Source organism: Actinacidiphila sp. bgisy144 (genome assembly GCF_057708105.1).
In genome coordinates, this window is the sequence record NZ_JBYIRM010000013.1 from 195,160 (window position 1) to 215,601 (window position 20,442).

Sequence of the window (20,442 nt, forward strand, 5' to 3'; positions counted from 1 at the left end):
AAGTCTCGTAGGTGAAGAGGCGTTGTCCTTGACGCTGAGGGTGGTCGGAGGCGGTCGCGCGCTCCGCGGCCGCCGCCGCGGAGCGCCCCGAGGGACGGCGACCGCCGGAAGGAGCAGGCAATGGCCCAAGGGATCGAGGGGATCGAGGGGTTCGACACGACAGCCGTGGCCATGGCGGTGGCGCCGCTGGACACCGCGGCGGCCGCCGACCCGTCCGTGGCCGGGGCGAAAGCGGCGAACCTCGCGCGGGCCGCCGCCGCGGGCCTGCCGGTGCTGCCGGGCTTCGTCCTGGTCGCCGCCGACCGGGCGCCGGACGCACCCGCCGGGGCCGGCGCGGTGCGCGCGGCGTGGGAACAGCTGGCGGGCGGCACAGCGGGACCCGCACCGCAAGAGGCCCGTGAACCGGCCGCGCTGGTGGTGCGCTCCTCCTCCGCCCATGAGGACACCGAGGACTCCTCGATGGCCGGCCGCTTCGACTCGGTGCTCGACGTACGCGGCTGGGACGCCTTCACCCGGGCGGTCCGCCAGGTGCTCGACTCCGCGCTGCGGGTGGCACCGGCGGACGGGGCGGAGGCCGGCCACCCGCTGTACGGGATGGCCGTGCTGGTGCAGCCGATGCTCCAAGCGGCCGCGGGCGGCGTGATGTTCGGCGCCGACCCCGTCGAGGGCCGCTACGACCACATCCTGGTCAGCGCGGTCGCCGGCGGCCCCGACCGGCTCGTGGACGGCAGCACCCAAGGCGTGCGCTACCAACTCACCCGCCGTGGGCGGCTGCTGCACACCGAACCGGCCCAGCCGCACGGCACCGGACCGCTCGACCGCCGGAAACTGGCCCAACTCGTCCGGCTGGCCCGCCGCACCGAGTCGGTCCACGGCGGCCCGCAGGACGTCGAGTTCGGCTTCGACCCGGCCGGCCGGCTCTGGCTCTTCCAGACCCGGCCGATCACCGCGATGGCGTCCCGCTCGCCCCGCGGCGCGCGGCTGCTGGGCCCCGGGCCGGTCGCCGAGACACTCCCGGGCGTCCTCCAACCCCTGGAGGAGGACCTGTGGCTGGCCCCGATGAACCAGGGGCTGGCCCTCGCCCTGGACATCGCCGGGGCCGCGCCCCGCCGCAAGCTGCGCAGACTTCCGGTGGCCACCGCGGTGGACGGCCGGGCCGCCGCCGACCTGCGGCTGCTCGGGGCGGTGCCCGCCGCGCACCCGGTGCTCGACTTCGTCAACCCCGCGCCCGGCGCCCGCCGTGCCGCCGCCGCGTGGCGGGTCGGCCGGCTGCGGACGGCGCTGCCGCTGCTCGCCCGGGACCTGATGGCCGACGTCGACCGGCAACTGCACAACTTCGCCGCGCCCCGCCACATGCTCAGCGGCGAGCTGCTGACCGCGGTCGCCTGGGGGCGTACGGTGCTCGCGTCGCTGCACGCGCAGGAGTCCCTGGCCGGCGCCCTGCTGGACGCCGACCCCGGGAGCACCGCCGCGGGCGAGGCCCTGGCGGTGCTCGCCGAGGGCCGGGCGGGCGGCCGTCCCGACCGCGAACTGCTCCGCCGCCAGCCGGTGTTGCTGGCCCTGCTGCCGCCGTCGCTCGGCGAGCACCCCGACCTGCCGGAGCGCGTGGGATGGAACGGGGTGCCGCGCGGCGTCGGGTTCCTGTCCGTCCGCGAGGGGCTGCGGCTGCGCATCCGGTGGGTGCAGGAGATGCAGGCCGCGATGGTGCGGGAGATCGGCGGGCGGATCGACACGCACGGCCCGGCCGCCGAACGGGGCCGGATCGCCCAGCTGCGCTGGCGCGAACTCATGGCGGTGGCCGACGGCGGCCCCCGGCCCGCCGACCTCGCCGAGCGGCTGCCGCGCCCCGCGGCCGCCCCGCTCCCGGCGGCGTTCCGGCTCGCCGCCGACGGCCGGCCGCAGGCGGTGCGCACCGGCCGCGGGACGCGGGGCGCGGAGACCGGCCAGGGCGCGGGCGGCGGCCGCGGCACAGGCACCGCGTGGCACGGCAGCGAGCCGCGCCCGCCCCACCCGGTGCTGGTCGTCCGCACCCTCGACCCGGCGCTCGCCCCGCTGCTGCCCGGTCTGGCCGGGCTCGTCGCGGAGACCGGCAGCGTGCTGTCCCACCTGGCGGTGCTGGCCCGCGAGTACGGCGTGCCGACCGCGGTGGGCGTCCCCCGCGCCGTCGAGCGCTACGTCCCGGGCACGGCGCTGACAGTGGACGGCGTGACCGGCGTGACCGGCGCGGTCGGGCACTCCGGCGAGCCGGCCCCCGGCGGACGTCCTGCCCCCGGCCAGGAGCCCGAGACCTCACCCGCACCCGGCAGCCCCGGCGGGCGGGTTGGCGCCACCGGTCCTGGGAGTCCCGCTGGGCCGGTCCGCACCGTGCCCGGTCCTCGGAACCCCGGCGGTCCGGGCGAGGACGCCTTCCCCGGCGGCGATCCGCCGCCGGACGGCGGCAAGGGGCTCGGCACGGGAGGTGATTCCGTTGCCGCGGCTGACGGGCCCGCTGACCCGTCGTCGGCGGCGACGGGCGTACCCGCCGCCGCGCCCGTACCGCCGCCGGACGCCGGGGGCGCCGCGCAGGGCAAGGGGGCCGCGGCATGAAGTACGTCAGCTACCTGTTCGGCGGCCTGTCCACCCTCGCCGCCGCGGTCTACCTCGTCGTCTACCTGTACCGCTGGGAGTGGCAGCGCGCGGTGCTCTGCGGGGTGCTGCTGCTCGCCGTCGAGGGCTTCCTCGTCCTCGCGATCCTGCTCGGCCGGATGGGGCGGCTGGAGCGCCGGCTCAACGACTCCGACGCCCGCGCCGAGGAGATCCGGCGCCGGCTGGAGCACGCCCGCGAACAGTCCGCCACCCACCCCTTCCGCTGGCTCGGCGACGGCCGCGGGGACGGCGCCGACCCCGGCGAGGGCGCCTCGCGCACCTTCGTCTTCGTGCCGATCCTGATGGTGACCGGGGCCGCGCTGTCCGGCGTGGCGTGGGTGATCCAGCGGATCGCGGCCGCCACCGCCCGGCCGGGCGCCGAGCGCCGCCTCGCCGGACGGCTGGCGCCGCTGGCCGCGCCGCCGGGCGGAGTGCACGGCGCCGTACCGCAGTTGGAGGACCGGCCCGCGGTGCCGCCGGCCCGGCGGCTGCGGGTACTGCTGTCGGTGGCCGGGGCGGTGGCCGCGGTCGCCCTGCTGGTGTGGGGCGTGTACGCGCTCGCCGACGCCACCGAGACCCGGGAGGAGGCGCGGCCGAACGCCGCGGCCACCACGGTCGTCTTCCAGGTCAAGGTGCACGGCCGGGCCGACGCGCCCGCCCGTGAACTGGCAGCCCGCGACCTGTGGGAGGGTTGCCGCCGCTCCACCTCCGCGCCGAGCCCGGACGCCAGTCTCGGCGTGCTGTCCGACGGCGTGTACGCGGGCGTGATCCGGCCCGCGCTGAGCCCCCATGACGTACTGCGGCTGCGCGGCTGCCTCACCGACGCCTCCGCCAACCGCGTGTCGGCGAAGGTCCTCGGCGACGGCCAGGCCGCGCCTCCGCACTGACCGCGGCCGCGGTCGCTCTGACCGCGCCGGCGCCGCGGCGGAGTAGCCTGTGGCCACCGTCCCCCGTTTTCCACCCAGGTGGTGAACAGCGCCTTGTCCCAGGCCCCGGCTCCACCCGCCCCCGCCCTCCCGACCGCGCCCCCGCTCCCCGTTCCGGTGGACGGGGACGCGGCCACGGACGCCTGGACCGTACAGGCGCTGGTCCGGCGCACCGCGAAGGTGCTGGTGTGCTGCCTGCTCGGCTACGGCGTGCTGTGGGCGGGCGCAGCCGGCGGCATGCTCGCGCTCACCGCGTGGGCCCGGCACGACGCGTCCGGCGGCCGCCACACGCCCGCCGGGATCAACCACTTCCTCAAGGTCGACGCCAAGGTCTACCGCGGCTCCGCGCCCACCGCCGCCGGCTACCGCGAACTGGCCGCCGACGGCATCCGCACGGTGGTGGACCTGCGCGCGGAGGACCTGTCCGCCCGGGAGTCCGCGCTGCCCGCCCGGGCCGGGCTGACCGCCGTGCGGCTGCCGATCCGCGACGGCCAGACCCCGACCGGGCCGCAGGTCGACGCCTTCCTGCGGGTGGTGCGGGCCTCCGACGGGCCGGTCTACGTGCACTGCGGCGCGGGCGTCGGGCGCACCGGCGCGATGGTCGCCGCGTATCTGGTGCGCACCGGCCAGGCCACCCCCGAGCAGGCCGCGCTGCGCACCGTGGCGGTCGGCCCGCCCTCCATCGAGCAGGTCTACTACGTGCTGCACGCCGGCCGGCACGACAGCAGGCAGCCGCCCGCACTGGTCAGCGGGATCAGCCGGCTGCTCGACGCGCCCCGGCGGATCAAGGCGTCGCTGTGAGGCGGCGCGCGGCGGCATGGCAGGCTTGTCCGTAGCGCGGTAGAGCCATGACGGCAGCGCGGTAGAGCGATGACGGCTTGAGACAGTGAAGACCCGGCCCAGCAGCGGCCGACCAGCAGAAGCGGAGCGTCAAGGTGCAGCGGTGGCGGGGCTTGGAGGACGTTCCCGGTGACTGGGGCCGCAGCGTCGTCACCATCGGGTCGTACGACGGTGTGCACCGCGGGCACCAGCTCATCATGGGGCGGGCCGTGCAGCGGGCGAAGGAACTGGGGCTGCCCTCGGTCGTGGTGACCTTCGACCCGCATCCCAGCGAGGTGGTCCGGCCCGGCACCCACCCGCCGCTGCTGTCGGCGCACCACCGGCGGGCCGAACTCGTCGCGGAACTGGGGGTGGACGCGCTGCTGATCCTGCCGTTCACCAGTGAGTTCTCCAAGCTGACGCCGAGTGAGTTCGTGCGCACCGTGCTGGTGGACGGGCTGCACGCGAAGCTCGTGGTGGAGGGCCCCAACTTCCGCTTTGGCCACAAGGCCGCCGGCGACGTGGACTTCCTGTCCGCACTGGGCCTGAAGTACGACTACGACCTGGAGGTCGTGGACCTGTTCGTCCGGGGCACCGCCGGCGGCGGCGAGCCGTTCTCCTCCTCGCTGACCCGGCGGTTGATCGCCGAGGGCGACGTGGCCGGCGCCGCGGAGGTGCTGGGCCGCCCGCACCGCGTCGAGGGCGTGGTGGTGCGCGGCGCCCAGCGCGGCCGCGAACTGGGCTTCCCCACCGCCAACGTGGAGACGCTCCCGCACACCGCGATCCCCGCCGACGGCGTCTACGCGGGCTGGCTGCACGTCGACGGCGAGCCGATGCCCGCCGCCATCTCCGTCGGCACCAACCCCACCTTCGACGGCACCGCCCGCACCGTCGAGGCCTACGCCATCGACCGCGTGGGTCTGGACCTCTACGGCCTCCACGTCGCCGTCGACTTCCTCGCCTACCTGCGCGGCATGGAGAAGTTCGACACCATCGACGCGCTGCTGGAGCGGATGTCCGACGACGTCAAGCGCGCCCGCGAACTCCTGGAGACCGCCGAACCGCCCCGCACCTGACCGCCGGGCCGGCCGTACGCGTAGCCGACGGCCTGCACGCGGTCGCGGACTTCGCGTGTGACCAGCACCCGGCTGCCGCTCCATCCGGTCGTCGTCCGGCGGGCCGTTCGTACGCCGCCAGGGCCGCCGCCACGGCGGCGGCCCTGGGGTCGCGCGTGCGCGCGCCCGGCGCGTCGTCGGACGCGTCGGGCGCGGGCGGTCAGTGCTGCGGGGGCGGCGGGGGCGAGGGGTAGCCGTAGCCCTGCTGGGGAGGCTGCGGGTTCTGCGGCTGCCCGGGCTGGTCCGGTTGTCCCGGCCAGCCCTGCTGGGCCTGTGGCGCCTGCGGCTGCGCCGACTCCGGCTGGAAGCCCGGCTGCCCGGCCCCCGGCTGCCCCGGCGCCGGCGGGTACGGCTGCGGCGGACCGGCCGGCGCGGCGCCGTACTGGCCCGGCGGGACCTGGCCGGGCGGCATCGGCTGCCCGCCGTACGGCCCGGGCTGCGGCTGCCCGTACGGGCCCGCGGGCGGGGCGCCGTACGGGTTCGGGGGCTGCTCGGGGCCGGGCTGCCCGCCCGGCACCGGGTACGGCCCGCCGCCGTCCTGGGGGGCGCCGTACGGACCGGGCGGCGGGAACGCCGCGGGCTGGCCGGGCTGCCCCGGCATCGGCGGCGCCTGCACCGGCGGCGGGTTGTTGCCGTCCTGCGTCCACAGCCCCTGCGCCTGCTGGGCCCGTACGAAGTCCTCGGCGACCATCGCCGAGAGGTTGAAGTACGCCTCGCGGGTCTTCGGCCGCATCATGTCGAGGTCGACCTCGGCGCCCGCGGCCAGGTGCTCGTCGAAGGGCACGACCAGCACGCCGCGGCAGCGGGTCTGGAAGTGCGCCACGATGTCGTCCACCTTGATCATCTTGCCGGTCTCGCGCACCCCGGAGATGACGGTCAGGCTGCGGGAGACCAGCTCGGCGTAACCGTGCGCGGACAGCCAGTCGAGGGTGGTGCTGGCGCTGGAGGCGCCGTCGACGGACGGCGTCGAGACGATGATCAGCTGGTCGGCCAGGTCCAGCACGCCGCGCATCGCGCTGTAGAGCAGGCCGGTGCCGGAGTCGGTGAGGATCACCGGGTACTGGCGGCCCAGCACGTCGATGGCGCGCCGGTAGTCCTCGTCGCTGAACGCGGTGGACACCGCCGGGTCCACGTCGTTGGCGATGATCTCCAGGCCGGAGGGCGCCTGCGAGGTGAACCGCCGGATGTCCATGTAGCTGTTGAGGTAGGGAATCGCCTGCACCAGGTCGCGGATGGTCGCGCCGGTCTCCCGCCGCACCCGGCGGCCGAGGGTGCCCGCGTCCGGGTTGGCGTCGATCGCGAGGATCTTGTCCTGCCGTTCGCTGGCCAGCGTCGCGCCGAGCGCGGTCGTGGTGGTCGTCTTGCCGACGCCGCCCTTGAGGCTGATCACCGCGATCCGGTAGCAGGACAGCACCGGGGTGCGGATCAGCTCCAGCTTCCGCTTCCGCTCGGCCTCCTCCTTCTTGCCGCCGAGCTTGAACCGCGACGGCTGCGCGTTGGCACCCGGCCGCTTCGGCTTCGGCTGGTTGCGCAGCAGCCGCTCCGAGCTCAGCTCGACGGCCGCGGTGTAGCCGAGCGGCGCGCCGCCCTGCGTGGTGCGCTGGCGCTGGTCGGGCGTCACCGTCGGCCAGCCGCCCGCGCGGGGGTCGACGGGCGGGGCGGCCGCCGGGGGCGCCTGGGGCGCCGGTTCGGGCGCGGCGGCCGCACCCGGCGGGTTCTGCTGCGGGAAGCCGTACGCGCCGTGCTGGGGCAGCGGCTGGAGCGAACCGGCCTCGGGCTGCGGCTGGCCGGGCTGGCGCGGGTAGCCGTACCCGCCGTCCGGTCCGGCCCCGGCGGCCGCCGGAAGCTGCGACGGGCCCGGCTGCGGGTACCCGGGCTGCGGCGGGATGCCGCCGGGCGGCACTGGTGCGGCGGCCGGAGCTGGGGCCGGTGCGGGTGCCGGGGCGTGCGGCTGCGGGCCTTCCGCGGCGGGGAGCGCGGGCGCGGCGTGCGGCTGGGCCGGCTGACCGGGCGGGCCCTGCTGCGGGAAGCCGTATCCGGCGGCGGCCGGGGGCTCCTGGGCGGGGGCCGGTACCGGTGCCGGGGGAGCCGCGGCGGGCTGCGGCTGGGCGTAACCGGTCGGACCGGCGGGCGCGGGGGGCTGCTGCTGCGGGAAGCCGTAACCGGGCCCGGCGGGGGCGGTCTGCGCCGCCTGGGGCTCCTGAGGCGCGGTCGGAGCAGGCGCCGGCGCCGGGGGAGCGGGGGGCGTCGCGGCGGGTTGCGGCTGCGCGTACCCCGTCGGGCGCGGCAGTTCGAAACCGGACGGCTGGGCCTGGGGCGCGGGCGGCGGCAGCGGCGCGGCGGCCGGCTGCGGCTGCGCGTACCCCGTGGGCGCGGGCAACTGCTCGGCAGGCGCGGCCGGTTGCGGCGCCTCGGGCTGCGGTTGCTGCTGGGCGGGCTGCGGCTGCGCGGACGGCGGCGGGAAGCCGTACCCGGCCGGGACGACCGGCTGCCCGACCGGCGGCGGGAAGTCCGCCCCCGGGCCGCCGGCGACGGGCGCGGCCGGGGGAGCCGGTGCGGGCGGCGCCGGCTCCTCGGCGCGCTGGAACTGCGGGGGCAGCGGCGGCATCGGGCCGCGCGGCGCGTCCGGCGTCCACGGCTTCGGGTCCTCGGCGGGCGGCACCGGCAGCGGCGTCCACACCGGCGCGCGCTTCTGCGCCGGCGCGTCCTGCGCCTCGGGCTCCTGGGCGGCAGCCGGCCGCGCGTCCTCGGGGGCCTCGTTCTCCGGCCGGGCCTGCGGGCGGGTGTCCTGCGGGCGGGCGTCCTGCGGGGGCGCCGCCGGCTCGGCCGCGGGCCGCGTGTCCCGCGGCGGCCACTCCGCCTTCGCCAGCATCGCGGCCGCCCGCTCCTCGATCTCGCGGCGCATCGCGGCGGGGGAGCGGTGGTCGCCCTCGGCCGACGACCCCCGTGCCGCCGGGGCGTCGCTCTTCTTGGCCATGAGTTCGGACCCGGGCGGAAGCGGGGGCAAGCCGTCGTCCTCTTCCTCCTCGTCCTGCGTCCAGGCGGGCTTGGCGTCCTCCGGCTCCGGCGCACCGGCAGGCGCGTCCTTCGGCTCGACGGCAGCAGGGGCGGGCACGGACGGTACGGAGGAGGCGGACCAGGAGGGCCTGGCGTCCTCCGGCTGCGCCGAGCCGCCCGCGGCGACCCGGGCGCCGGAGGCCGAACCGCTGCCCAGGCCCCCCACCGGAGGCAGCGAGGCGGCCGACCACGACGACGCGTCACCCGGCGCGGCACCCGCGCCCGCCTCGGGCCGCGGCTCCCAGACCGGCGCGCGCGACCCCGAGCCCTCGGGCTCCGCCGCGGCCGCGGCGGAGCTGTCCGGCTCCGCTTCGGCGTCGGCGCCGCTGTCGGCGTCCGGGTCGCTGCCGCTCTGCATGTACCAGGCCGGAGGGGTGAAATCGAAGCGGTATTCGCCGGTGATGTCCGTGACCTCACCCCCGGAGGGGCCCTCGACAGGGGCGGCCCCGCCCGCGCGGTTGTCGTCCCGATCGCTGCTCACAATGCCTCCAGGTCTGCGTCGGGGAGCAACGCGTCACCGTCTCCCCACCCCGTGTGCCGCACGGGCTCTTCTGTGCCCCGCGGTCCCCGCCACTTCGACGGACAGCCTAATAGCCGGTCGCCGTACGCCGTCAGGCCGTTCGGACACCCTTTCCGCTCCTTCCCGCCCGAATCGCCCCGGACACCTCGGCCGCGCCTCGGCCCCGCCCCGCCCGGCCCGCCGCCGCGTGCCGCCACCCGCCGCCACCCGCCACCGCCTGCCACCGCCCGCGCGGCCGTGCTGTCGCCGCGCTGTGAAGCGCGTATACGATCGCCTCCATGCGCCCCGGGCGGATCATCTTCCTCAACGGCACGTCCAGCGCGGGCAAGTCGAGCATCGCCCGCGAGCTGTTGGCGATCCTCGACGGCGACCCCTACTTCCACTTCCCGGTCGACGGCATCAACGCCATGCGCGCGGCCAAGGACGTCGCCCCCGACGCGCTCGACGCGGTGCTCACCCGCACCCGGATGGGATTCCACCGCGCCGTGGCGGGAATGGCCGCCGCGGGCAACGACCTCGTCGTCGACCACGTGCTGAGCGAGCCGTGGCGGCTGGACGACTGCCTGACCGTCCTCGCCGACGCCGAGGTCTTCCTCATCGGCGTGCACTGCCCGCTGCCGGAGCTCAAGCGCCGCGAGCAGGCGCGCGCCGACCGCCCGCCGGGCCTGGCCGCCTACCAGTACACCCGGGTGCACGCCCACGGCGTGTACGACTTCGAGTGCGACACCGGCACCGCCTCGCCGCGTGCCTGCGCGGAGCTCGTCAAGGAGTACGTCGAGTCGCGCGTCGCCTGCGGCCGCCCGCCGACCGCCTTCCGCCGGCTGCGCGCGATCCGGGCCGCGCGGGAGGCACAGGCGGCCCGGGCGGCCCGCGCGGCGTACCCGGGCGCGCCCTGGTCGGCGTACCCGGCCGGCCACGCCGCCCACCCGGGGTGACCCGCGGGTAGGGAGGTCGACGCGCCCTGCTACCCTGGCTGGCGGCCACGCGTGTGCACGCACCGCGTGGCAGCGCCTTGCGAGTCATGTGAGATTCCCCCGCGATGCAGACCGGGGGCGCTCGAAGGCCGTAGACACCCTGAGGAGTCCGTATGTCGCTCGACGTCGAGACGAAGAAGCAGATCATCGCCGAGTTCGGCACCAAGGAGGGCGACACCGGCTCCCCCGAGGTCCAGGTCGCACTGCTGTCGCGCCGGATCTCGGACCTGACCGAGCACCTCAAGACCCACAAGCACGACCACCACTCGCGTCGTGGTCTGCTGATCCTGGTCGGCCAGCGCCGCCGTCTGCTGCAGTACCTGGCCAAGAAGGACATCACGCGCTTCCGTGAGCTGCGCGAGCGCCTCGGCATCCGTGCCGGTGCGGCCGGCGTCCGCTAGGAAGCCACCAGGGAGCGGTCCCCGTTCGACACGGGACCGCTCCCTTTTCCGTACGGCCTTCCGTACGACCGTTCCGTATGTTCCGTATCCGTATGTTCCGTACGACTTTCCGGCGGACGGCTCCGAGCAGCCGTTCGACGGACCCGCGGCACCCGCCCGGGCCGCGCGCATGACGTGCGCGATCCGGCCCGCGTCTGGTGCAATGGGGCTGTTGACACCGTTCGGGTGTTGGCAACGCACGAGGAGGAGCGTCCTCCTGACCGCCGCATACGCCGGTCCTCGGTAGTGGCCCCCGGGTGGCACCCGCCACCGGAGGCTTCGATCGAAGACCGGCCCCGGCGGGACGACGCACCTCCACCGAAGGCCCGGCAGGGACACGCCCTGCGGGCAAAAACGAGGAGAAACCCGATAGTGGAGAACGAGACCCACTACGCCGAAGCCGTGATCGACAACGGTTCCTTCGGCACCCGCACCATCCGCTTCGAGACGGGCCGCCTGGCCCGCCAGGCCGCCGGCTCCGCCGTGGCCTACCTGGACGACGACACCATGGTGCTGTCGGCGACGAGCGCCTCGAAGCAGCCCAAGGAGCACTTCGACTTCTTCCCCCTCACGGTGGACGTCGAGGAGCGCATGTACGCCGCCGGCCGCATCCCCGGCTCCTTCTTCCGCCGCGAGGGCCGCCCCTCCGAGGACGCCATCCTCACCTGCCGGCTGATCGACCGCCCGCTGCGCCCGTCCTTCGTCAAGGGCCTGCGCAACGAGATCCAGGTCGTCTGCACCGTCATGGCGCTCAACCCCGACCACCTCTACGACGTGGTCGCCATCAACGCCGCCTCCTGCTCCACGCAGCTGGCCGGCCTGCCGTTCTCCGGCCCCATCGGCGGTGTCCGGGTCGCGCTGATCAAGAACCAGTGGGTGGCGTTCCCGACCCACAGCGAGCTGGAGGAGGCCGTCTTCGACATGGTCGTCGCCGGCCGCGTGCTGGACGACGGCGACGTCGCGATCATGATGGTCGAGGCCGAGGCCACCGCGCACACCATCAAGCTGGTCGAGGGCGGTGTCGAGGCGCCGACCGAGGAGGTCGTGGCCGCCGGCCTGGAGGCCGCCAAGCCGTTCATCAAGGTGCTGTGCAAGGCGCAGTCCGAACTGGCCGCCAAGGGCGCCAAGCCCACCGCCGAGTTCCCGATCTTCCTGGACTACCAGGACGACGTGCTGGAGGCGCTGGAGTCCGCGGTCACCGGCGAGCTCGCGCAGGCGCTCACCATCCCCGGCAAGCAGGCCCGCGAGGCCGAGCTGGACCGGGTCAAGGGCCTGGCCGCCGAGAAGCTGCTGCCGCAGTTCGAGGGGCGCGAGAAGGAGATCTCCGCCGCCTACCGCGCCCTGACCAAGAAGCTGGTCCGCCAGCGCGTCATCCGCGACAAGGTCCGCATCGACGGCCGCGGCGTCACCGACATCCGCACCCTGGCCGCCGAGGTCGAGGCGATCCCGCGGGTGCACGGCTCGGCGCTGTTCGAGCGCGGTGAGACCCAGATCCTGGGCGTCACCACCCTCAACATGCTCCGCATGGAGCAGCAGCTCGACACGCTCGCGCCCGAGACGCGCAAGCGCTACATGCACAACTACAACTTCCCGCCGTACTCCGTCGGCGAGACCGGCCGAGTCGGCTCCCCCAAGCGCCGCGAGATCGGCCACGGCGCGCTCGCCGAGCGCGCCCTGCTCCCGGTCCTGCCCACCCGCGAGGAGTTCCCCTACGCGATCCGGCAGGTCTCCGAAGCGCTCGGCTCCAACGGGTCCACCTCCATGGGCTCGGTCTGCGCCTCCACCATGTCGCTGCTGAACGCCGGTGTGCCGCTCAAGGCCCCCGTCGCCGGTATCGCCATGGGCCTGATCTCCCAGGAGATCGAGGGCGAGACGCACTACGTCGCGCTGACCGACATCCTCGGCGCCGAGGATGCGTACGGCGACATGGACTTCAAGGTCGCCGGCACCAAGAAGTTCGTCACCGCCCTCCAGCTCGACACCAAGCTCGACGGCATCCCCGCGTCGGTGCTGGCCGCGGCCCTCAAGCAGGCCCGCGACGCCCGCCTGCACATCCTCGACGTGATGATGGAGGCCATCGACTCCCCGGACGAGATGTCCCCCAACGCCCCGCGGATCATCAGCATCAAGATCCCCGTGGACAAGATCGGCGAGGTCATCGGCCCCAAGGGCAAGATGATCAACCAGATCCAGGAGGACACCGGCGCCGACATCTCGATCGAGGACGACGGCACCGTCCTGATCGGCGCCACCGAGGGCTCCCAGGCCGAGGCCGCGCGGGCGATGATCAACCAGATCGCCAACCCGACCATGCCCGAGGTCGGCGAGCGGTACCTGGGCACCGTGGTGAAGACCACCACCTTCGGCGCCTTCGTCTCGCTGATGCCCGGCAAGGACGGACTGCTGCACATCTCGCAGATCCGCAAGCTCGCCGGCGGCAAGCGCGTCGAGAACGTCGAGGACGTCCTCGGCGTCGGCACCAAGGTCCAGGTCGAGATCGCCGAGATCGACCAGCGCGGCAAGCTCTCCCTGATCCCCGTCATCGAGGGCGAGGACGACGGCGCGGAGCAGAAGGACGAGTCGGCCAAGTGACGACCCGCTCCACCGCAGTGACGGCCCGCCCCTCCACCAAGGGGCGGGCCGTCCGCACACGGACCCTCCTGCCCGGCACCGACGGCACCGGCACCGTACGCCGCTCAGTGCTCCCCGGCGGCCTGCGCGTCGTCACCGAGACACTGCCCACCGTGCGCTCGGCCACCTTCGGCATCTGGGCCGGCGTCGGCTCCCGCGACGAGACCCCCGTCCTCAACGGCGCCACGCACTACCTGGAGCACGTGCTCTTCAAGGGCACCCAGCGGCGCAGCGCCCTCGACATCTCCGCGGCGATCGACGCCGTCGGCGGCGAGATGAACGCCTTCACCGCCAAGGAGTACACCTGCTACTACGCCAGGGTGCTCGACACCGACCTGCCGCTCGCCATCGACGTGGTCTGCGACATGCTCACCGGGTCCCTGATCCGCCAGGAGGACATCGACGCCGAACGCGGCGTCGTCCTGGAGGAGATCGCCATGACCGAGGACGACCCCGGCGACCAGGTGCACGACCTGTTCACCACCGCGCTCCTGGGCGACTCCCCGCTCGGCCGCCCCGTCCTCGGCACCGTCGAGACCGTCAACGCCCTCACCCGCGACCAGGTCGCCCGCTTCTACCGCAAGCACTACGACCCCACCCGGCTCGTCGTCGCCGCTGCGGGCAACATCGACCACGCCACCGTCGTCCGCCAGGTCCGCCGCGCCTTCGAACGCGCCGGCGCCCTCACCGACACCGGCGCCGCACCCCAGCCGCCCCGCGCCGGGAAGCGGACGATCCGCGGCGGCGGACACGTCGAGATCCTCGACCGGCGCACCGAACAGGCCCACGTGGTGCTCGGCATGCCCGGCCTGTCCCGCACCGACGAACGCCGCTGGGCCCTGGGCGTCCTCAACACCGCGCTCGGCGGCGGCATGAGCTCCCGGCTCTTCCAGGAGGTCCGCGAGAAGCGCGGCCTGGCCTACTCCGTGTACTCCTACACCTCCTCCTACGCCGACTGCGGCATGTTCGGCGTCTACGCCGGCTGCCAGCCGCGCCGCCTGCCCGACGTCCTCAAGATCTGCCGCGACGAACTCCACCACGTCGCCGAGCAGGGCCTCAGCGACGAGGAACTGCGCCGCGCCATCGGCCAGCTCTCCGGCTCCACCGTGCTGGGCCTGGAGGACACCGGCGCCCTGATGAACCGGATCGGCAAGAGCGAACTGTGCTGGGGCGAGCAGCTGTCCGTGGACGACCTGCTGGCCCGGATCGCCGCGGTGACCCCGGCCCAGGTACGCGAGGTGGCCCGCGATGTACTGGGGCACCGGCCCTCCCTGGCGGTCATAGGGCCGGTCAAGGAGAAGCAGGCCGCACGGCTGCACGAGGCCATCGCGTAGCCTGCGCACTGTCCGCAGGTGCGCAGGCAGGCACCGTGTAACACCCGCACGCCCTGCTGCGTGACCCTTACACCCGGAGGACTCCCCAACGATGAGCAAGCTGCGAGTGGCCGTCATCGGTGCGAAGGGCCGGATCGGCTCGGAGGCGGTCCGCGCCGTCGAGGCCGCCGACGACCTCGACCTGGTCGCCGCGGTCGGCCGCGGCGACCGGCTGGAGGCGCTGACCGAATCCGGCGCCCAGGTCGCGGTCGAACTCACCCACCCCGACTCCGTCCTTGCCAACCTGGAGTTCTGTGTCGGCCACGGCATCCACACCGTGGTCGGCACCACCGGCTGGACCCCCGAGCGGCTGGAGACCCTGAGCGGCTGGCTCGACGCCTCGCCCGGCACCGGCGCGCTCATCGCCCCCAACTTCTCCATCGGCGCCGTCCTCACCATGCGCTTCGCCCAGCAGGCGGCCCCCTGGTTCGAGTCCGTCGAGGTCATCGAGCTGCACCACGACAACAAGGCCGACGCGCCCAGCGGCACCGCCACCCGCACCGCCCAGCTGATCGCCGCCGCCCGCACCGAGGCCGGCCGCCCGGCACAGCACGACCCCACCACCCACGGCCTCGACGGCGCCCGCGGCGCCGACGTCGACGGCGTCCCGGTGCACTCCGTACGGCTGCGCGGCCTGCTCGCCCACCAGGAGGTCCTGCTCGGCGGCACCGGCGAGACCCTCACCATCCGCCACGACTCGCTGCATCACGGCAGCTTCATGCCCGGCATCCTGCTCGCCGTCCGCACCGTCCCCGGCGTCCCCGGCCTCACCTTCGGCCTGGAGCACTTCCTCACCGACGGACCCGGCGCGGCGGACGGCACCACCGCCGCCGGGCACCAGGGAGACTGAACCCGATGCGCGCCAAGCTCAGCTACACCGTCTCCGCGGTCGTCCTCGTCTTCTACTTCGTGCTCGTCGGCGACCGCGGAGTGCTGCTGATCGCCGACGGCCGGCCCGTCACCGTCGCCTTCGGCCTCGCCGTCCTGGTGCTCCCGCTGATCGGCGCCTGGTTCCTGTGGCACACCACCCAGTTCGCCCGGCACGCCGGACGGCTGGGCCGGGAGCTCGAGGCCGAGGGCGGGCTGCCCGTGGACGAGCTGGCCCGCACCCCCAGCGGCCGTATCGACCGCGCCTCGGCCGACGCCGTGTTCGCCAGGCGCCAGGCCGAGACCGAGGCCGACCCCGAGGACTGGCGCAACTGGTTCCGCCTCGCCGTCGCCTACTTCGACGCCCGCGACACCCCGCGCGCCCGCAAGGCCATGCAGCGCGCCATCCGCCTCCATGACGCGCAGGCGGCACATCCGCCCGTACGGGCGGCGGGCGCCGCCCAGCAGGCCGCGGACGACCCGCGGTAGCCGACAACGGGCCCACCGCAGGCGCGCGGTGCCCTCAGCGCAGTTCCAGCGACCAGCCCTCTATGGCGTCCGCGGCGACGTCGAACGCCTCCGCCCGCCCCAGGAAGTCCGCGTTGTGGTCGGTCATCAGCGGCCGCAGCGCGGTACCGCGCCGGCTGATCACCAGCGCTTGCCCCTGCACGCTGCGCGGCAGCCCCAGCACCCGCACCGGCTGCTGCGCGGTGCGCACCGACGTCACCTGCGGCCAGGGCACGGTGACCGTGGTGAAGTACCCGACCTGCCGCAGCCCCCTGCCGCTGAGCCACACGCCCATCCGCAGCAGCCGCAGCGTGCCCGCGATCACCAGTGCGGCCAACAGGACCAGCACACCCCCGCCCTGCACGCTCTTGGCGGCGACCATGATCAGCGCGGCGAACAGCAGGTAGGCGGCGAGCATCAGCGCCAGCGCGGCGACGGCGACCCGCCAGGGGCCCGGACGGTACGGGCGCATCCAGCGGTCCCGCAGGTCGGCGGGCAGCGGCCGGCCGGTCGCGTACTCGTCGTCAACGGCGGCGGCGGAGCGGAAGGGCAAGGACACGCGGAGAATCCTTCGGCTGCTGTCAGGTGCAAGGGCTGTTGACGGGTGAGATTATCCGGCCCGGTCGCGGCGGCCAAGCTCCGGGTCGGCCCGGCTGCGGCTGCCGCCCGGACCCACCCCATAAGCTGAGCGGCGCACAACAGACAACAGGAAGGACCCGCCGGTGTCCACCGACCAGCCCGCCACCGAGACCCCCGCCCCCGCCCCCGTCCACTTGCGGGACGACGTCACGGTCGAGCTCGTCAAGCACAGCGCGTCCGACACCGACGTCCTGTGGGCGGCCCGCGTCTCCACCGCGGGCGAGCAGTCCCTCGAAGAGCTGACCAAGGACCCCGAGCGCTCCAAGGGCCTGATCAACTACCTGATGCGCGACCGCCACGGCAGCCCCTTCGAGCACAACTCGATGACCTTCTTCATCAGCGCCCCGATCTTCGTCATCCGCGAGTTCATGCGCCACCGCGCCGGATGGTCTTACAACGAGGAGTCCGGGAGGTACCGGGAGCTGCGGCCGGTGTTCTACGTGCCGGGCAAGGAGCGCAAGCTCGTGCAGCAGGGCCGGCCGGGGAAGTACGAGTTCGTGGCCGGGAGCGATGAGCAGCGCGAGGCGGCGCTCGCCGTGATGGCGGAGTCGTACGAGCGGTCGTACGCGGCCTACCAGGAGCTGCTGGCGGCCGGGGTGGCCCGGGAAGTGGCCAGGTCGACGCTGCCGGTGGGGCTGTTCTCGTCGATGTACGCCACGTGCAACGCCCGGTCGCTGATGCACTTCCTCGGGTTGCGGACACAGCACGAGCTGGCCCGGGTCCCGTCCTTCCCGCAGCGGGAGATCGAGATGGTCGGCGAGCTGATGGAGGCGGAGTGGGCGAAGCTGATGCCGCTCACGCACGCCGCGTTCAACGCGAACGGCCGAGTCGCCCCCTAGAAAATGTCCGAAGTGTTCGGATTGCAGGCATTCACGAAGTTCATCTAGGCTGCGGAAACGGACTCCGGTGCTGCCTGAACCCCCGAGCAGGCAGCGCTGGAGTCCTCATCGCGGACCCGGTTGTCCACAGGCCGCGCCGACCATGGCTGCGCAGCCGCACACACACCCAGTAACGTGGGACGTATGGCTCCGACTTCCACCCCTGACGCCCCCTTCGGGCGGGTGCTGACCGCCATGGTCACGCCGTTCACCGCCGACGGCGCCCTCGATGCCGACGGCGCACAGCGGCTCGCCGCCCACCTCGTGGACCAGGGCAACGACGGACTCGTCGTCAACGGCACCACGGGTGAGTCGCCCACCACCAGCGACGACGAGAAGGACCGGCTGGTCCGCGCCGTCCTCGAAGCCGTGGGCGACCGCGCCCACGTCGTCGCCGGCGTCGGGACCAATGACACCGCGCACAGCACCGCCCTCGCCCGCCAGGCCGAGCGCGCCGGCGCCCATGGCCTGCTCGCCGTGACGCCGTACTACAGCAAGCCCCCGCAGGAGGGCCTGTACCGGCACTTCACCGCGATCGCCGACGCCACCGCCCTGCCGGTCATGCTCTACGACATCCCCGGCCGCAGCGCCGTCCCCATCGAGACGGAGACCCTGGTCCGGCTCGGCGACCACCCCCGGATCGTCGCCAACAAGGACGCGAAGGGCGACCTCGCCGCCGCGAGCTGGGCCATCTCCCGCAGCGGCCTCGCCTGGTACTCCGGCGACGACATGCTCAACCTGCCGCTGCTGTCGATCGGCGCCACCGGCTTCGTCTCCGTCGTCGGCCACCTCGTCTCCAGCGAGCTGCGCGCCCTCCTGGACGCGTACACCAGCGGGGACGTCGCCAAGGCCACCGAGATCCACCAGTGCCTGCTGCCCGTCTACACCGGCATGTTCCGCGCCCAGGGCGTCATCACCACCAAGACCGCCCTCGCGCTGCGCGGACTGCCCGCAGGCCCGCTCCGGCTGCCCCTGGTCCCCCTCGGCGAGGAGGAGACCGAGCAGCTCAGGAAGGATCTCGCCGCGGGCGGGGTACACCTCTGAGCACGGCCGGAACACCACAGGACCTCACAACTGAATACCGCAGCGCTCCGCGGCACCGCCCGGGCCCGGGCAGGCCGCGCGCGGCCCGCGGAGACGCCGGACGCCACACTTCGGTCCGCAGGACGCCGGACCACGAAAACGGCAGCGTCGGAAAAGCCTTCCGAACGCGGCAGCACCACTCGAACACCGGAACAGCGTCGCGCCGGCCGCGGCCCCCACGAGGGGCCCTCTGGCATGCGCGGTAAGGAGAAACCCTTTGAGTCATCCGCACCCTGAACTCGGTCCCCCGCCGGCACTCGCGGAGGGCGGTCTGCGCATCACCCCGCTCGGCGGACTGGGCGAGATCGGCCGCAACATGACCGTCTTCGAATACGCCGGCCGGCTGCTCATCGTCGACTGCGGTGTCCTCTTCCCCGAAGAGGAGCAGCCCGGCGTCGACCTGATCCTGCCGGACTTCACTTCCATCCGCGACCGGCTGAACGACGTGGTCGGCATCGTCCTGACGCACGGCCACGAGGACCACATCGGCGCCGTCCCCTTCCTGCTCCGCGAGAAGGACGACATCCCGCTGATCGGCTCCAAGCTCACCCTCGCCCTGGTCGAGGCGAAGCTCCAGGAGCACCGCATCCGCCCGTACGCCCTGGAGGTCAAGGAGGGCGACCGGGAGCGGATCGGCCCCTTCGACTGCGAGTTCGTCGCGGTCAACCACTCCATCCCGGACGCGCTCGCGGTCGCCATCCGCACCCCGGCCGGCAATGTCGTCGTCACCGGCGACTTCAAGATGGACCAGCTCCCGCTGGACGGGCGCCTGACGGACCTGCCGACCTTCGCGCGGCTCGGCGAGGAGGGCATCGACCTGCTCCTCGCCGACTCCACGAACGCCGAGGTCCCCGGTTTCGTGCCGCCGGAGCGCGACATCTCGCAGGTGCTCCGGCAGACCTTCGCCAAGGCGGAGAAGCGGATCATCGTCGCGAGTTTCGCCAGCCATGTGCACCGCATCCAGCAGGTGCTGGACGCCGCCCACGAGCGGGGCCGCAAGGTCGCGTTCGTCGGCCGCTCCATGGTCCGGAACATGGGCATCGCCCGCGACCTCGGCTATCTCAAGGTGCCGAGCGGGCTCATCGTCGACGTCAAGGTGCTCGACGACCTGCCCGACGAGAAGGTCGTGCTGGTCTGCACCGGTTCCCAGGGCGAGCCGATGGCCGCACTGTCCCGGATGGCCAACCGCGACCACCAGATCCGCATCGTCGAGGGCGACACCGTCGTCCTCGCCTCGTCCCTCATCCCGGGCAACGAGAACGCGGTCTACCGCGTGATCAACGGACTGACCCGCTGGGGCGCCAACGTCGTCCACAAGGGCAACGCGAAGGTCCACGTCTCCGGGCACGCCTCGGCCGGCGAGCTGCTGTACTTCTACAACATCTGCAAGCCGCGCAACCTCATGCCCATCCACGGCGAGTGGCGCCATCTGCGGGCCAACGCCGACCTGGGCATGCTCACCGGCATCCCCCGCGACCGCACCGTCATCGCGGAGGACGGCGTCGCCGTCGACCTCATCGACGGCAAGGCGAAGATCGCGGGCAAGGTCCAGGCCGGCTATGTGTACGTCGACGGCCTGTCGGTCGGCGACATCACCGAGTCGTCCCTGAAGGACCGTCGCATCCTGGGCGAGGAAGGCATCGTCTCGGTCTTCGTCGTGGTCGACAGCACCACGGGCAAGCTCGTCGGCGGTCCCCACATCCACGCCAGGGGCTCGGGCATCGAGGACGACGCGTTCGCCGCCGTGATCCCCAAGATCGAGGAGGGGCTGTCCCGTTCGGCCTCCGACGGTGTCATGGAGACCCGGCAGATCCAGCAGATCATCCGTCGCTCGGTCGGCAAGTGGGTGTCCGACACCTACCGCCGCCGTCCGATGATCCTGCCGGTGGTCGTCGAAGTCTGACGCACCGTCAAGATCGTTCCAGGGAGCGGGGGGGGGGGGGGGGGGGGGGGGGGGGGGGGGGGGGGGGGGGGGGGGTGGGGGGGGG

15 protein-coding genes are annotated in these 20,442 nt (G+C 74.1%); 13 read left to right on the forward strand and 2 right to left on the reverse strand.

Features of this window, described 5'->3' with window-relative positions; translation table 11 throughout:
• Nucleotides 1-120: 120 nt before the first annotated feature.
• The 4 genes from AC3EVP_RS17645 to AC3EVP_RS17660 all read left to right on the forward strand — a co-directional run bounded on the left by AC3EVP_RS17645 (nt 121) and on the right by AC3EVP_RS17660 (nt 5,446).
• Nucleotides 121-2,586, forward strand: coding sequence for a PEP/pyruvate-binding domain-containing protein (locus AC3EVP_RS17645; RefSeq protein WP_435130910.1), 2,466 nt, complete (start codon nt 121-123; stop codon nt 2,584-2,586).
• Nucleotides 2,583-3,512, forward strand: a complete 930-nt coding sequence (locus tag AC3EVP_RS17650; protein WP_435130912.1) for a hypothetical protein — start codon at nt 2,583-2,585, stop codon at nt 3,510-3,512. The genes AC3EVP_RS17645 and AC3EVP_RS17650 overlap by 4 nt, the downstream gene beginning before the upstream one ends.
• Nucleotides 3,513-3,593: 81 nt before the next feature.
• Nucleotides 3,594-4,352, forward strand: coding sequence for a protein tyrosine phosphatase family protein (locus tag AC3EVP_RS17655; protein WP_435130915.1), 759 nt, complete (start codon nt 3,594-3,596; stop codon nt 4,350-4,352).
• Nucleotides 4,353-4,486: 134 nt separating this feature from the next.
• Complete coding sequence (locus AC3EVP_RS17660) at nt 4,487-5,446, forward strand: bifunctional riboflavin kinase/FAD synthetase (protein ID WP_335981450.1); 960 nt, start codon at nt 4,487-4,489, stop codon at nt 5,444-5,446.
• Between the two features lie 199 nt (nt 5,447-5,645).
• Here the strand turns inward: AC3EVP_RS17660 and AC3EVP_RS17665 are convergent, their stop codons facing one another.
• Entirely contained in the window at nt 5,646-9,023 is a 3,378-nt protein-coding gene (locus tag AC3EVP_RS17665; RefSeq protein WP_435130917.1) for an SCO5717 family growth-regulating ATPase, read from the reverse strand.
• A gap of 317 nt (nt 9,024-9,340) precedes the next feature.
• Between AC3EVP_RS17665 and AC3EVP_RS17670 the strand changes: the two genes are divergently transcribed.
• The 6 genes from AC3EVP_RS17670 (at nt 9,341) to AC3EVP_RS17695 (ending at nt 15,836) form a co-directional block, all read left to right on the forward strand.
• Nucleotides 9,341-9,997, forward strand: coding sequence for a chloramphenicol phosphotransferase CPT family protein (locus AC3EVP_RS17670; protein ID WP_435130920.1), 657 nt, complete (start codon nt 9,341-9,343; stop codon nt 9,995-9,997).
• Nucleotides 9,998-10,149: 152 nt separating this feature from the next.
• Nucleotides 10,150-10,437 carry a 30S ribosomal protein S15 gene (rpsO, locus tag AC3EVP_RS17675; protein WP_033173003.1) on the forward strand — a complete coding sequence of 96 codons (288 nt, stop codon included), beginning with the start codon at nt 10,150-10,152 and terminating at the stop codon, nt 10,435-10,437.
• A 411-nt stretch (nt 10,438-10,848) separates the two neighbouring features.
• Nucleotides 10,849-13,068, forward strand: coding sequence for a polyribonucleotide nucleotidyltransferase (locus AC3EVP_RS17680; RefSeq protein ID WP_335981436.1), 2,220 nt, complete (start codon nt 10,849-10,851; stop codon nt 13,066-13,068).
• Nucleotides 13,065-14,441 carry a M16 family metallopeptidase gene (locus tag AC3EVP_RS17685; RefSeq protein WP_435130923.1) on the forward strand — a complete coding sequence of 459 codons (1,377 nt, stop codon included), beginning with the start codon at nt 13,065-13,067 and terminating at the stop codon, nt 14,439-14,441. Before AC3EVP_RS17680 ends, AC3EVP_RS17685 begins: the two co-directional genes overlap by 4 nt.
• Nucleotides 14,442-14,532: 91 nt before the next feature.
• Nucleotides 14,533-15,330, forward strand: coding sequence for a 4-hydroxy-tetrahydrodipicolinate reductase (dapB, locus tag AC3EVP_RS17690; protein WP_435130925.1), 798 nt, complete (start codon nt 14,533-14,535; stop codon nt 15,328-15,330).
• 5 nt (nt 15,331-15,335) lie between these two features.
• Complete coding sequence (locus AC3EVP_RS17695; RefSeq protein WP_335981430.1) at nt 15,336-15,836, forward strand: tetratricopeptide repeat protein; 501 nt, start codon at nt 15,336-15,338, stop codon at nt 15,834-15,836.
• A 34-nt stretch (nt 15,837-15,870) separates the two neighbouring features.
• Here the strand turns inward: AC3EVP_RS17695 and AC3EVP_RS17700 are convergent, their stop codons facing one another.
• Complete coding sequence (locus tag AC3EVP_RS17700) at nt 15,871-16,413, reverse strand: hypothetical protein (protein WP_335981428.1); 543 nt, start codon at nt 16,411-16,413, stop codon at nt 15,871-15,873.
• A 163-nt stretch (nt 16,414-16,576) separates the two neighbouring features.
• Here AC3EVP_RS17700 and thyX point away from each other — a divergent pair, with 163 nt between their 5' ends.
• The 3 genes from thyX to AC3EVP_RS17715 all read left to right on the forward strand — a co-directional run bounded on the left by thyX (nt 16,577) and on the right by AC3EVP_RS17715 (nt 20,357).
• Nucleotides 16,577-17,332, forward strand: coding sequence for an FAD-dependent thymidylate synthase (gene thyX / locus AC3EVP_RS17705; RefSeq protein WP_435130927.1), 756 nt, complete (start codon nt 16,577-16,579; stop codon nt 17,330-17,332).
• Nucleotides 17,333-17,515: 183 nt separating this feature from the next.
• Nucleotides 17,516-18,415, forward strand: a complete 900-nt coding sequence (dapA, locus tag AC3EVP_RS17710; protein WP_335981425.1) for a 4-hydroxy-tetrahydrodipicolinate synthase — start codon at nt 17,516-17,518, stop codon at nt 18,413-18,415.
• A gap of 256 nt (nt 18,416-18,671) precedes the next feature.
• Complete coding sequence (locus AC3EVP_RS17715) at nt 18,672-20,357, forward strand: ribonuclease J (protein WP_335981422.1); 1,686 nt, start codon at nt 18,672-18,674, stop codon at nt 20,355-20,357.
• Nucleotides 20,358-20,442: the final 85 nt, after the last annotated feature.